The organism is Halomonas sp. KG2, assembly GCA_030440445.1.
In the GTDB taxonomy this organism is placed as follows: domain Bacteria; phylum Pseudomonadota; class Gammaproteobacteria; order Pseudomonadales; family Halomonadaceae; genus Vreelandella.
The window spans coordinates 784,577-798,135 of the sequence record CP098528.1 but is presented as its reverse complement, the minus strand read 5'-3'; the positions used below and the strand labels follow the sequence as shown (position 1 = coordinate 798,135).

Sequence of the window (13,559 nt, the reverse complement as noted above, 5' to 3'; positions counted from 1 at the left end):
GGCGTGCCTCTAGTCAGCGTATTTATTTAGCAGTGTTTTCATGTTATCGTAACGGGTTTTTCTTATTTTTGACTTCTTACTGCCCATTAAAAACAGGGCATTTCCCGCTTCCACCGCTTCAAGAAAAGGTCGCTCAGCATAGCGATTTGCCTACGTGTAGCGCAATCACCCAGAACCTGCCAATCCTTAAAAAACCTTGTCAAATCTTGCATTTGCATTCGCGATTAATAAAAAAACATATTAACTTCAACCACTTGCAAAGCAACTAAACGATGTTTAAACGATCATAGCACGTAATTAGACTTTAGTATCAAACGGCTCAAAAAACCCATGCCGATAGCGCATAAGGCATACGGATTACATACAGAACGATCATCACTTAACGGCCAGACAACAAAAAACCCACGCGATGGTGGGTTTTCCGTGCAGCTTTGCTTGCTAAATCTGTTTAGCAATACGGTCTATCAGTACTGTTTATCCATAAGGGCTGTCGATTGTTTATCTATACGCTAATACGCCTCGGCATTTAGTCGCGCGGATAGTGATGAAGCAGCTCACGCAGCATATCAGGCGGCGTGGCGTCACTTACGCAGGCGTCGCCCAGGGCATTGAGCAGCACCAAACGTAGACGAGTATCAATATTCTTTTTATCTAGCTTCATGCGAGCTAAAAAGTCGTCAGCTGACATTCCGGCAGGCGCCGCTAGCGGCAATCCGGCGCTTTCAACAACCGCCTTAGCACGCGCGAGTGCCTTGCTATCAATCCAGCCAAGCTGATGCGAGAGCGTTGCTGCCATCGCCATGCCTGCACCCACGGCCTCACCGTGTAACCAGTTGCCATAACCTTGATGCGCTTCAATAGCATGACCAAACGTGTGCCCCAGGTTCAGCAACGCGCGAACGCCCTGTTCAGTTTCGTCATCCGCCACAATGTCGGCTTTAATCTGACAACTTTGAGCAATCGCTTCAGCAATCACTGCAGGCTCAACACTGTGTAGCGCCTGCATATGCTCTTCTAACCAGCTTAGAAAGCGCTCATCACGGATTAACCCGTACTTGATCACTTCTGCCAAGCCGGCGGAAAGCTCCCGGCTAGGCAGTGTGGTCAAAGTGTCGATATCCACGATGACGGCTTTTGGTTGCCAAAACGCACCGATCATATTTTTACCCAGCGGGTGATTAACACCGGTCTTCCCACCCACCGAAGAGTCTACCTGGGATAATAACGTAGTAGGCACCTGAATAAAGGCAACGCCACGTTGATAAGCTGCCGCTGCATAACCGACCATATCGCCAATCACACCGCCCCCTAAGGCAATCAGCGTACAGCGACGATTGAAGCCGGCCTCTAACAGCGCATCCCAAATCCGGCTTACCTGCTCGATGGTTTTATATTGCTCCCCGTCAGGCAGCACTACTGTGCGAATGTCTAAATGACCAGGCAGACCGGCGCAAAGCGTTTCTAAATAAAGCGGTGCGATAGTCTCATTGGTGACTACCATCACCTGCTGACCCGCGAGATACGGCTCCAGCATATTGGCGCGCTTTAGCAGCCCAACACCAATATGGATCGGGTAGCTACGCTCACCCAATGCGACGGTTAGCGTACGCTGGGCACTTGTCATTTCAGTCATTGTGATACCTTTTTACTTTGAGCCCGCGCAATTTCCAAAGGGTCCACCATGCGATGGACACGACGCAGAATTTCGTTGACCACCGCACGTGGGCTGCGCCGATCCGTGCGCACCGTAATATCCGATGTCGCTCGATACAGCGGATCTCGTGTGGCGAACATATCGTTCAGCACCTGTTCGCGATTATCACACTGTAATAGCGGTCGATTTCGATCTTTAGCAGTGCGCTTCAGTTGCTGGTCAACGGTGGTCAGCAAATAAACCACGGCGCCTCGCTCACGCAGAGCACGTCGATTCTCTTCGCGCAGCACTGCGCCACCGCCGGTAGCCACTACCACACCAGACAACTGAGTGAGTTCGTCAATCATCTGACTTTCGCGCTGACGAAAGCCGGGCTCACCTTCAACGTCAAAAATCCAGGGGATATCCGCACCACAGCGGTCTTGTATGGCGTGATCGCTGTCAAAGAACGAGCGCGACAACTCAGCCGCGAGTAAGCGGCCTATCGTGCTCTTGCCAGCCCCCATGGGGCCAATTAAAAAAATATTGGGTAACTCTTGCATCAGCGAACCGCCAAACCATCATCAAGTAGTCGTGGAGTAATAAAGACCAATAACTCTACCTTTTCATTGCTCTCTTCGGTATAGCGGAATAGCCGCCCAAGCCAAGGAATATCTCCTAGCAGCGGTGTTTTCGCTATTTGGCTCAACTGCTCTGTTGTCAAAATACCGCCTAACACTACCGTTTGCCCATTATCGACCAGCACTTGGGTCTCTATCTGGTTGGTATCAATCGGCGGCTCACCACCAAACTCACTTTCCCGGAAGCTATCGTTTTTAATCACCAAATTCATAATGATGCGGTTATCCGGAGTAATTTGTGGCGTTACCTCCAAGGAAAGCTCGGCCTCCTTGAACTCTGTATCTGGATTCCCTTCTGTATCTACGCTCTGAAAAGCCCGCTCTTCACCTTGACGAATAATAGCTGTTCGTTGGTTAGCTGTGATCACTCGGGGCTGAGAAATCGTCTGGCTTTTGCCCTCACTTTCCAGCGCTCGCAGCTCAAGATCTAGCAGCACGTCCCCCGATAGATAACCAAAACTAACCCCCGTGTTGGCAGCCGCCGCTGAACCTAGATCTACTGCGAGGCCACCCTGGGCACGGTTAATGTTGTTAGGGTTAATGTTACGCCGAGAAAACGTACCATCATCGTTCTCTAAAAAGCCACGGGTACTCGACACGCCCCAGTTAATCCCTAGCTCCCGGGACGCAGTATCTCGGGCAATGACAATTCTTGCCTCAATTTGCACCTGACGAACGGCGACATCCAAGCGATCTAAAGTACCGATAATAGTGCGCACCTGCTCTGCCGTATCTTGCACCAATAACGTATTAGTACGCTGATCAATACTGACTCGCCCTCGGTCAGTTAACAGCCCAAAGCCGTCGCCACCACGTAACAGCTGAGCAAGGTCTTCGGCGCGGGCATATTTTATTTCAATAAACTCAGTGACTAACGGCGCAAGCGTTTGGCGTTGGTTGCGTGTTTCTATCTCTTGCCGCTCAAGAGCCGCTAGCTCGCTGGCGGGCGCCACTACGATCACATTACCCTGCTCCCGACTTGCCAGCCCTTGGCTTTGTAAGATCAGCGCTAGCGCTTGATCCCAGGGAACATCGTTCAAGTTAAGCGTAATGCGTCCAGCAACGCTATCACTGGCCACTAGGTTTAGGCCAGTAAACTCTGCCAGAGTAGCCAGCACTGCACGCACTTCAATATCTTGAAAGTTCAGGCTTAACCGCTCTCCGGTAAAAGATATTCCCTGCTGCTCTCGCTGCTGTTGTGTAGCTTGACTCACCGGCTGCACTTCAATCGTCAACGTACGCCCGCTTTGCGATGAAGCCATCGCGATGGGGCCGTTCGTTTGTAGCTCCAGCCGCACATCACGCTGTCCAAGATGAGGGGTAATACGGGTAACCGGCGTCACAAAATCAGTGACATCGTAAACTTGGTTAAGCGCATCAGGCAGCACCACATTACGCAGCTCCGCTATAATGCTGCCCTCACTACCTTCACGCACGTTAGCGACCACGCCAGCACGATTAAATGTCACCACGGCACGCCCTGCACCATCACCCCCACGCCGGAAATCAATATCTTCAACACGCAACCCCTGGATGGACGGGGAAGGCTGGGGAACGTTAGTCGCTTGGGGTGCCGGCATAGACACAGAACTACCTGATGCTAGTGTGACTCTTAACTGTTCACCGACTACTCGAGCGGTATAATCAAGGGATTCATTCGAATCAACCACGAGGCGCGTCCGTCCACTACCCTCTAACACCGTCACTTGTTCAACAACACCACTACTGACGCCGATACGGCGTTGGGCAAGCGCACTTTGCGTATCTGCCAAATCCAGCGCTAGACGAGGAGGTGCATCTAGTCGATAGCCACTTAGCTGGGCAACGCCGCCACTGAACTGCAGCACTAGCTCTATGTCACCGCTATGAGTTTGCCGCACATCGACATTAGTAAGCACTGATGCCATGCAGACCGATGGCACTAGCGCAATTAATAACAGCAACGTTCGATAACATATAGCAGCCATAAGCGATATCCATATCTGATAGCGAGTGAAGAAGCTATTCCTCAAGGGTGAGCGTTACCTGGCGTTGTTGCCACCCTTGCTGAGGGCTAAAAACACGTTCAACAATAGTGATTCCTTGTGGTTCAATCTGGTTAATAAGGCCATGGTTGGTGCCTAAATAATCACCTTCTCGAACACTAACAACCTCCCCCTCGGGAGGCTCAATCAATGCAACTTGCTGCGCCCCCATACGTAGCGTACCCACTAAGCGCAACGTCTGGAGTTGAAAACGCTCTAAAGGCTCTTGAGCGCGCTGCTGTTCGGGGGCAAACTCGCTCACTGCCTGCTCCACTTGCAATACGTTTTCGCGCACATCCTCCGGTGCTAAGAAGGGACTGCGCGCATCGCTAAAGCGATAATCGAGCGACTGGTACGTTGGCAATGTCTCCACTACCTCGGGCGCTTTCCCATCAGCAGTACGGCGTATTTCTGCAAGGGTTTGATCTAACTGCCCCAGCTGAGGGTCACTGCAGCCAGCTAAGCCAGCAATACACAGCAGGCCTACCAAACGCTTCATGGTGCAGCCTTTTCGCTGTAAGTGCGTGCAAGCAGCGACATGCGTAGCGTGTCGCCATTCTGCTCAACAGGCGCTAGCGTTAAATCGTGCTGGGTAATAATTCGCGCCAAACCGCTAATGTCCGAAACAAACTGCGCCAATGCATGGTAATCACCGCGTACCTGTATATCTAAGGGGTGCTCTATATAGTGCGTGTTACTCACCGTAGGTCGCAAACGGATAGTTTCAATGGTTAGTCGATTTTCGATAGCGGCATCACTGATGCTATCTAATAAAGAAGGAATTTCTGCACTGGTAGGCAGCATCGCCTGCATCTGCACCATTTGATTTTCAAGAGCAGTCAACTGACTGCGAATATCCGGCAGAAAAGCGGCTTCAGACGCCTTGCGTCGATACTCGACCAGCAGACGCTCCTCTTGACGCTGCTCTGCTGCAAGCGAATCGCGAGCCTCCCCCACCAGCCACCCGTTGATAGCTAATAGAGCAACTAAAAAAGCAAGTACCGCTATCACGGCTTTAAGCAGCCAGGGCCATTCACCTGCTTCTTTGATATCCAACGATTGCCATTCAACGCTGCGCAGACGCAGGCAATCATTTTTTATGCGTTCACGGATAGGCGTCATGGTGCCGCCTCCATGGAAACGGCTTCTTCAGGAGACAGTTGCCTTACTTCAAACTGGAAAACACGCCGACTGTCATCTTGGCCACTAGCAACCTCGGAAAACAGCGGTGCGCCTAACCCTGGTATAGCTGCAATTTGGCGAAGTTGCTCAGAGACCTGACGTTCATTACTGGCAACCGCTGAAAGACTGATTCGCTGTCCGCTACGTGACAGACGCTGATAGACAACCCCATCGGCGACGCTAGCAGCAATATCGTTAAACAGCCTCACTGTACTCATGCGTTCGTTATTAAGCGTGTGGAACAGCGCCAGTTGCTCTTCCAACCGCCCGATATCGCCCTGATAGCGTTGTACATCAGCGATTTCATTGTCTAACTGCTCAATACGAGTAGAGATATGGGCATTGCGCTGCTGCTGGGCAGCTAACTGCTGTTGATATACGTGCAATACCACAACGCCACACGCCACGCCCAGCAGCAACATAAACAACATAACACCGTAAAATTGCCGCGTCCGTCTCTCTCGCCACCCCTCACGCCAGGGTAAAAGATTAATATTAATGCTCATTGGCTAACTCGCATCGCCAACCCACCCGCCGTTAGCATCGCTGGGGCATCGTTTCTTAACGCTTCTTCACTTAGCCGTTTGTTAATGCGCAAACGTTGCAATGGGTTGGCGATACTCACCGACATACCACTATCATCAGCAATACGCTCAGCGAGGCCTGGAATGACACTAGAACCACCCGCAAGTACAGTATGTTGCACCTCATGCTGACGACCCGCGGTGTAATAAAGCTGCAGCGAGCGTCTCCCCTGCTGTACCAGCGTGTCTAGAAAAGGAGTGAGCACTTTCTCTTGGTAGTCGCCTGGAAGACCGCCACGCTTTTTAGCAACTCCGGCCTCAGCGATGTTCATGTGGTAATAGTCGCGGATGGCCTCTGTCAGCTGGCGTCCGCCAAACGCCGTATCACGGCTATAAACAATATGCCCACCCCGCACGACATGGAAAGCGCTCATATTGGCCCCGATGTCGAATAGCCCCACACAAGCAGCTGAGTCGTTTGCCGCGCTTGACTGCTTACGTAGCTCGGCCAATGCGCGCTCTAAGGCGAACGTTTCTACATCGACAGCGACAGGCTCCAGCCCCGCACGCTCCAGCGTTTCGGTAAGCAGAGTCACGTCTTGCTGACGACACGCTACTAAAACAATTTCTTGCTGGCTCTCATCGAAAGGAGCAGGGCCTAGGCACTGAAAATCAAACGCCACCTCACTGAACGGAAAGGGAATATAGCGGTCAGATTCGGCGGTTATTCGCTCTTCGATTTCCTCTTCGCTTAACGAAGCAGGAAAAGTAAGCGTTTTAGTAATGGCAGCGCTCGCTGGGACGGCCACTGCTGCTTTACGAGTAAAGGGCTTTGCACGCTCGACAGTACGCCGAAGCACACTCGCCACTTCATTAATGTCGCGGATGCGGCGCTCAACAACTGCACCTTCGCGCAGCGGTTGAACAGCGTAGCTGTCTACTTGGTAGTTATCGTTAGACTGTTTGAGCTCTAACAGCTTGACGGTCGCCGATGTAATATCGACGCCAATCAACCCTTTACCGGGCTTGAGTAAACGCATCCTGGGTTCGGCTCCGCCTGCCTATCGTGCGAATTTTGAGGTTACATGATTTTTAGTGAAGTCACACGCGAATGGCATTACGGCATATCAACACTGGTGACTGCTGCCTCGCCTTCCTATAATGGCAGCCAATTGCGTGATACGGTCGTTTAGTTACCGTGTCTATTCTCCTTTTCACGGGTGCACTCTGTTCATGACGTTTTTTCGAACCCTCATCCTGTCACTTTTTTCGCTAATCGTTGCGCTCATTGGCGCCACCGTGTTGGCAGTGGTGGGTGCCGCTATCTATTTTTCCCCTGGCCTGCCTGATGTACGCCAGTTGCAAGATTTCGAGCTACATACACCGCTTCGCATCTTCACCAATGATGGCAAACTCATTGGTGAATTTGGCGAAGAGCGCCGTATGCCCGTCGACTTCGCTGATATCCCACAGGACATGATCAACGCGCTGATCGCAGCGGAAGATGCCAGTTACTTTGATCATGCAGGCGTTGATCCTCGTGGTATCGCCAGGGCGGCGGTTGAACTGGTCCAGAGTGGCGGCTCCATTCAGTCTGGCGGCTCGACCATTACCATGCAGGTTGCGCGTAACTATATGTTGACGCTTGACCAGACATTCACGCGGAAAATTCGCGAGATTCTGCTTGCCCTACAAATGGAGCAGATTCTTGATAAAGATGAAATCTTCGAGCTCTACGTCAACAAGATATTTCTCGGTCATCGCGCCTATGGCATCGCAGCCGCATCAGAGACTTATTATGACAAGCCATTGGCGGAATTAACGCTGGCTCAAACGGCAATGATCGCGGGACTGCCTAAAGCACCCTCAGCCTTTAACCCACTGGCCAATTCAGAACGCTCGCTTATTCGCCGCAACTGGATTCTGTTTCGCATGCGCGAGCTAGGACATATTGATAATGATGCTTATCTAGCGGCGGTGCAGGAGCCGGTGACAGCCCGCCGGCACTACACCCAAACTGAAGTCGACGCGGCTTATGTTTCAGAAATGGCTCGCCAATATGCCATCGAACGATTTGGCGATAAGGCGTATACCGGTGGCTACCGAATTTACACCACGATTGATAGCGAAATGCAGCCCTATGCCCACCAAGCATTAGCAAATGGCCTGCTGGCTTACGACCTTCGCCATGGCTGGCGCGGTTCAGAACAGCAAGATATCGCAGCCAGCTTGGTAGAAGCTCAAGAGCAAACCGCTACTCAAGGGCTTGAAGAGGAACTTTCAGAATCACCGGAAATTCGTCAAACCGCTCGCCAAGCAGCTGAGCGTAGCCAAACACAAGTTGAGGGTGTCGATGGTGACGTCAGCAACTGGCTGCAGGTATTAGAGCGCACGCCCAACTATGGCCTGCTTCAGCCAGCGATTGTGGTTGAGAGCAGTGGCCGTGAAATGCAGGTACTTACTCGCGGTGGCGAACTGCAAACGATTGCCTGGAGCGGCCTAAACTGGGCACGCCCCTATTTGAGCCCACGCAGTCGTGGTGCCGAACCAAGTAGCGCGGATCAAATTGCTGTTCGCGGCGACTTAGTCCGCGTGATTGAAAACGAAGATGGATCGCTACGCTTGTCGCAGCGCCCCGACGCCGAAGGCTCTTTGGTTGCACAAGATCCACGCACTGGCGCTATTTTAGCCTTACAAGGCGGGTTTGATTTTAATGCCAGTAAGTTCAACCGTGCTATCCAGGCTCAGCGTCAATCCGGCTCCATCTTTAAACCGTTCATCTATCTGGCAGCCCTAGAAGACGGCGGTATGAACGCAGCAAGCGTGGTCAATGATTCCCCCGTCGTATTAGATGACGGTAGTAATTCATTATGGCGCCCAGTCAATTCAAGCCGTGATTTCCTAGGCCCGATGCGCTTGCGAACAGCGCTTGCTCGTTCGCGTAACTTGGTCACCATTCGTGTGCTTCAAGCCACGGGGTTGGACCATACTATTCGCTACCTAGAAGGATTTGGCTTCTCCCCCGATCGCCTACCACGCGGGCTGTCTCTCGCCTTGGGCAGCGCCAGTTTAACGCCCATGGAAATGACCAACGCGTATTCTGTTCTTGCCAACGGTGGTTTTCAGGTCGCGCCATGGTTTATTGAACGCGTCACGCGTAACGATGATGAGGAACTTGTCGATGAAGCAACACCTCAGGTTGCCTGCCCTAGCTGCGCTGAGGGGCAGGAAACAGTTGAAATCGACGGCAAGGAGTACCCTGTAGCTGCTCGGGTCGCTGACCCTGCTGCTGTCTATATTCTGCGCGACATGCTGCGTGACGTCATTACGTCTGGCACCGGTCGTGGTGCTCTTAGCCTGAACCGCGACGATATCGTCGGCAAAACGGGCACCACCAATAACCAGCGTGATGCCTGGTTCGCAGGCTTTAACAGCGACTTAGTGACCACAGTATGGGTAGGCAAAGATAGCAACGAGTCCACCGCTGAATATGGCTCTAACGCAGCACTACCTATCTGGGTTGACTTTATGGGCGATGCACTAGAAGGCACCCCTTCAGCGATACCCGAACGCCCGGATACTGTTGTTAGCGCACGGGTAGACCCCTCCACCGGATACCGCTTGGCGGATGGTCAGTCAGGGGGCATTTCTGAGCTCTTCCACCGTGACCATCTTCCCGGCTACCAGCAACGTCGCATTAGTCGTGAACTGGAAGAAGCCAGTGGCTCGCAGGGGTCTGGTACCGCAGAGTCCATTTTCTAAGCCGTACCTGCACAAAGCAAAAGCCCGGAGACCTAATGGTCTCCGGGCTTTTTTTATGGCGTACATTAACGCCCTACGATTAGCCGTCCATCGGCAGACGTTCTCGCTTGCTGGCAAACCAGTTGGCACCAATCGCGGCAATCATCACCACCACGCCCGCAATTTCCGTTAGCAGATTTGGGTAGAAAACCCCGAAAATAGCAGCGCCAATCGCCAAACGCGGCAACCAAGACATCTTGGTAAATAGATAACCTTCAAGCGCGGCAGCAAATGCACACAGTGCCAAAATAGCAATCAGCGCATTCCAAACCACCACTGGCACGGGGCCACCGACAATGATTTCTGGATTAAACACCATAAATAGCGGAATTAAATAGAGACCTTTGGCAAATTTCCAAGCTTGGAAGCCAGTCTCCATGGGTTTACTGCCTGCAATTGCGGCCCCCGCAAAACCGGCCAGGGCGATAGGCGGTGTCACATTGGAATCTTGGGAGTACCAGAACACCACTAAGTGAGCAATCAGTAGCGGCACTCCAAACTCAGCGGTCAACGCTGGGCCCACCAGCACAATCAAGACAATATAGCTCGCGGTAACCGGCAGCCCCATCCCCAAAATCAAGCTTGCCAGCAGCACCATCACCAACGCCAACACTAGGTTGCCGCCAGAAAAAGCCAGCATCATTGAGGAAAACTTCAACCCTAGCCCTGTCAGGCCCACAACGCCGACAATAATCCCCGCCACGGCACAAGCCATAGAAACCGCAACGGCATTCCGCGCACCCAGCTCCAACCCCTGAACCAACTTAACGAGCCCCGCCCACACCACACTTTTGGTGCGGCTCATGGTGACCGGCTGACCTTGCTTGGGAGCAATAAAGAAGTACCAAAGCGCATAACGAAGAACCGCCACAGCGATGATGGTGACCACGGCGTAATACCCCACGCGCATTGGCGACATACTCATCGCTAGCAGCCACACTAGTACCGCTAGAGGAAGCAGGAAGTGCCAGCCATCTATCATGACTTGGCGCATTTGCGGCAACTCGCTTTTCGCCAATCCCTGCATTCCCTGCTTCAATGCAATGATATGGACAAATAGATACACCGTTGCAAAGTACATAATCGCCGGCAGAATGCTGACTTTCACGATTTCCAAATAGGGCGTGTTGGTATATTCCGCAATTAAAAACGCCCCGGCCCCCATTAAAGGCGGCATAATTTGCCCACCGGTAGAGGCGGCTGCTTCTATTCCTCCCGCCTGCTTTGGCTGATAGCCCAGCTTTTTCATCAGCGGAATGGTAAATGCCCCGGTGGTCACCACGTTGGCAATCGCACTACCCGAAATAGAGCCCATACCGGCTGAAGCCAGCACGGCAGCTTTCGCAGGGCCGCCCCGCTGGCGGCCAGTGGCAGCATAGGCCATATCAATAAAGAACTTGCCAGCGCCAGTGCTTTCCAAAAAGGCACCAAAGAGTACAAATATAAAGATGTAGGTCGCCGCAACTCCCAAAGGCAAACCAAAGATGCCTTCTTGTCCTAAATAGAGCTGCCCTGCGACGCGCTCCAAGGTATAGCCACGATGCTCTAAAATGCCGGGCATCCATTCGCCTAGCCATGGCAGTTCGCCCCTAGGCCCTGCAAATGCGTAGATAATGGCAAGTAGGCCGATCACCGTCATGCCAAACCCAACGGCTCGACGACTTGCTTCCAACACAGTAACCGTCGCAATACAGGCCACTAAAATATCGGTGTCACTCCAGAAGCCGGCTCGATTGATAATCTCATCCAAAAAGAGCACCAGATAGCCACCGGTAGTCAAAGCCCCAGCAAAGAAAATTAGATCAATGCCCCACCCCAGCACTCCACGTTTGCGCGTTGGCCCAAACACAGGAAACATCAAAAATGCCAGCAGCATAATCAACGCTAAGTGAATACTGCGTTGATAGAAAAGCCCAAGGGGCTGGATACCAGCAGAATAGAGCTGGAAGAGTGAAAGCCCCACCGCAACCACGGTGATACACCACAGAACCATGCGGGGCTGCATCGCATTCGCGCCGGGCATCACAACCGGCGGTGGAGTGGATTCGTTCATGAACGTCCTCGGAAGCGTTAACTACTATCGTTTTTATTCACGCGGAGCGGTGCTAGGTGATAATAATTGGATAATCACACGTTGCCCGGCTGCGTACTCACTTAAACTCACCGGTGAATGCTCACCATTCAGCCACACCACTTGGTGATTGACGGCAGGAGAACCGACTCTTAATGCATAACGGTTATTTGCTACGGGCTCATTAATAGCATTAATCCAATAACCGCCCTCACCATCTGAGACTTGTTCCCCACGGCCAAAGATATGACCAAGCCCTGCGGCAAAGTCTGGTTGATGACTACGCTCAAGTTGCATAACGCCTGCCGCATTACGATAACAATCCAGTACCGTAAAGTGCTCAACAGAGTGTCGCCACTGGATACACCAGCGCCCTTCTGAAGGCACCAGCGCATCCACTAGAACATCGCCTTGTTCAGTCACTACAGCTAAACGCATAGACGCATTCACCGAAGCGGGGGAAGCCCCCACTTCGGTGAGCGGTAGACATGCAAAAAGTAGCGCCATCAGTCGTTGTTGCCACTGCATGGCAATATCCTTATGGCAATGTCTATGGCAAGACCCTTTAACCGTTAAGGGCGCAGACGATCAGGAATATCCGCTCCTACTTCTTCAAAGTAGCGAATCGCTCCCGGATGCAACGGCACAGGCGTAGAGTTCATGGTGAACTCAATGGTAGTGTCGTTGGCGGCCGGGTGAACAGCAATTAGCTCATCAGTGTTTTCAAACAGTAGTTGAGTCAGTTGGTAAGCGAGCTCTTCGTCCATATCAGAATTCACCACCAAGACGTTAGGAACACCGATAGTCTGAACAGACTCGTCCATACCGTCATACATACCCGCTGCCAGCTCGTAGGGCGCGAACACTGCCTCCGCTTCCTGTGCGTTGGCAACTTCTTCATCGGAGAGGCCGATTAAGCGGATATCACGGGTAGCGGCAAGGTTAAGAATAGAACTGGTGGGGGGTCCAACGCTCCAGAAACCGGCGTCGATATCACCATCACGAATGGCATCTGCGGTTTCGTTAAAATTAAGCCGCTGAGGGGTAAAATCTTCATAACTAATGCCGTTGGCTTCCAAAACGGCGCGTGCATTTAGCTCGGTGCCACTGCCTGGTGCACCCACGGAAACGCGTTTCCCAGCCAGGTCAGCAATGGTCTCGATATCCGACTCAGCCAGTGTTACCAACTGCACCGCATTCGGGTAAACAGAGGCCAGAGCACGGGTATTTTCAATCTGACGACCGTCAAAGTCGCCGCTGCCGTTATAAGCCTGATAAACCGTGTCTGCCAGCGCTAGCGCCAAATCGGCGTCGCCACGCATAATCAGCCCCATATTTTCAACTGAGGCACCAGTAACCTCAGCAGTCGCCTGAGCGCCTTCAATATGGTTATTAATCATTTCAGCGAAGCCACCGCCGATCGGATAATAAACCCCGCCGGTACCGCCGGTCGCGATTGAAAGCTGTTGCGCACTGGCTGGAAGTGCAACAGCCAACATGGATGCTGCCACTGTATATTTTAGAGTTCGCATAAGCGGTTCCTCCGTCCTGTTTGGACTTATAAGTATGGTTGACGATAAGGAGGTGTGAAGTCCCAGCCTCTGGTTACCGTAAACGGCAAGCAAACGCGGTGCAATGACGTTAGCACGGCTTTAGCGTGAGATGCTAATGCAACGCTATTCG

Annotated in this window: 11 protein-coding genes; 1 reads left to right on the top strand and 10 read right to left on the bottom strand. The window is 52.3% G+C overall.

The genetic code is table 11. The features are described from left to right. Nucleotides 1–526: 526 nt before the first annotated feature. From aroB to NDQ72_03785, 7 genes are read right to left on the bottom strand one after another with little or no spacing between them, the layout of a single operon-like run. Nucleotides 527–1,633 carry a 3-dehydroquinate synthase gene (gene aroB / locus NDQ72_03815; GenBank protein ID WKD29085.1) on the bottom strand — a complete coding sequence of 369 codons (1,107 nt, stop codon included), beginning with the start codon at nt 1,631–1,633 and terminating at the stop codon, nt 527–529. Next, nucleotides 1,630–2,196, bottom strand: a complete 567-nt coding sequence (aroK, locus tag NDQ72_03810) for a shikimate kinase AroK (GenBank protein WKD29084.1) — start codon at nt 2,194–2,196, stop codon at nt 1,630–1,632. Before aroK ends, aroB begins: the two co-directional genes overlap by 4 nt. After that, nucleotides 2,196–4,241, bottom strand: coding sequence for a type IV pilus secretin PilQ (pilQ, locus tag NDQ72_03805; protein WKD29083.1), 2,046 nt, complete (start codon nt 4,239–4,241; stop codon nt 2,196–2,198). Before pilQ ends, aroK begins: the two co-directional genes overlap by 1 nt. A gap of 34 nt (nt 4,242–4,275) precedes the next feature. Then, a complete protein-coding gene (locus NDQ72_03800) occupies nt 4,276–4,797 on the bottom strand; it encodes a pilus assembly protein PilP (protein WKD29082.1) in 522 nt (173 codons plus the stop codon). After that, nucleotides 4,794–5,420, bottom strand: coding sequence for a type 4a pilus biogenesis protein PilO (locus NDQ72_03795; GenBank protein WKD29081.1), 627 nt, complete (start codon nt 5,418–5,420; stop codon nt 4,794–4,796). The genes NDQ72_03800 and NDQ72_03795 overlap by 4 nt, the downstream gene beginning before the upstream one ends. Continuing rightward, a complete protein-coding gene (locus NDQ72_03790; protein WKD29080.1) occupies nt 5,417–5,986 on the bottom strand; it encodes a PilN domain-containing protein in 570 nt (189 codons plus the stop codon). Before NDQ72_03790 ends, NDQ72_03795 begins: the two co-directional genes overlap by 4 nt. Continuing rightward, the gene (locus NDQ72_03785) at nt 5,983–7,044 is read right to left on the bottom strand and encodes a pilus assembly protein PilM (GenBank protein ID WKD29079.1); all 1,062 of its coding nucleotides are present in this window, start codon (nt 7,042–7,044) and stop codon (nt 5,983–5,985) included. The genes NDQ72_03790 and NDQ72_03785 overlap by 4 nt, the downstream gene beginning before the upstream one ends. 193 nt (nt 7,045–7,237) lie before the next feature. On the opposite strand from NDQ72_03785, the gene NDQ72_03780 reads away from it, so the two are divergent. After that, nucleotides 7,238–9,766 (top strand): PBP1A family penicillin-binding protein, encoded by a 2,529-nt coding sequence (locus NDQ72_03780; protein WKD29078.1) that lies wholly within the window; start codon nt 7,238–7,240, stop codon nt 9,764–9,766. A gap of 79 nt (nt 9,767–9,845) precedes the next feature. On the opposite strand, the gene NDQ72_03775 is transcribed toward NDQ72_03780, so the two are convergent. From NDQ72_03775 to NDQ72_03765, 3 genes are read right to left on the bottom strand one after another with little or no spacing between them, the layout of a single operon-like run. Continuing rightward, nucleotides 9,846–11,858 carry a TRAP transporter permease gene (locus tag NDQ72_03775; protein WKD29077.1) on the bottom strand — a complete coding sequence of 671 codons (2,013 nt, stop codon included), beginning with the start codon at nt 11,856–11,858 and terminating at the stop codon, nt 9,846–9,848. A 33-nt stretch (nt 11,859–11,891) separates the two neighbouring features. After that, complete coding sequence (locus NDQ72_03770; GenBank protein ID WKD29076.1) at nt 11,892–12,404, bottom strand: DUF1850 domain-containing protein; 513 nt, start codon at nt 12,402–12,404, stop codon at nt 11,892–11,894. Nucleotides 12,405–12,448: 44 nt separating this feature from the next. Beyond that, nucleotides 12,449–13,408 (bottom strand): TAXI family TRAP transporter solute-binding subunit, encoded by a 960-nt coding sequence (locus NDQ72_03765; protein ID WKD29075.1) that lies wholly within the window; start codon nt 13,406–13,408, stop codon nt 12,449–12,451. Between the last annotated feature and the right edge of the window lie 151 nt (nt 13,409–13,559).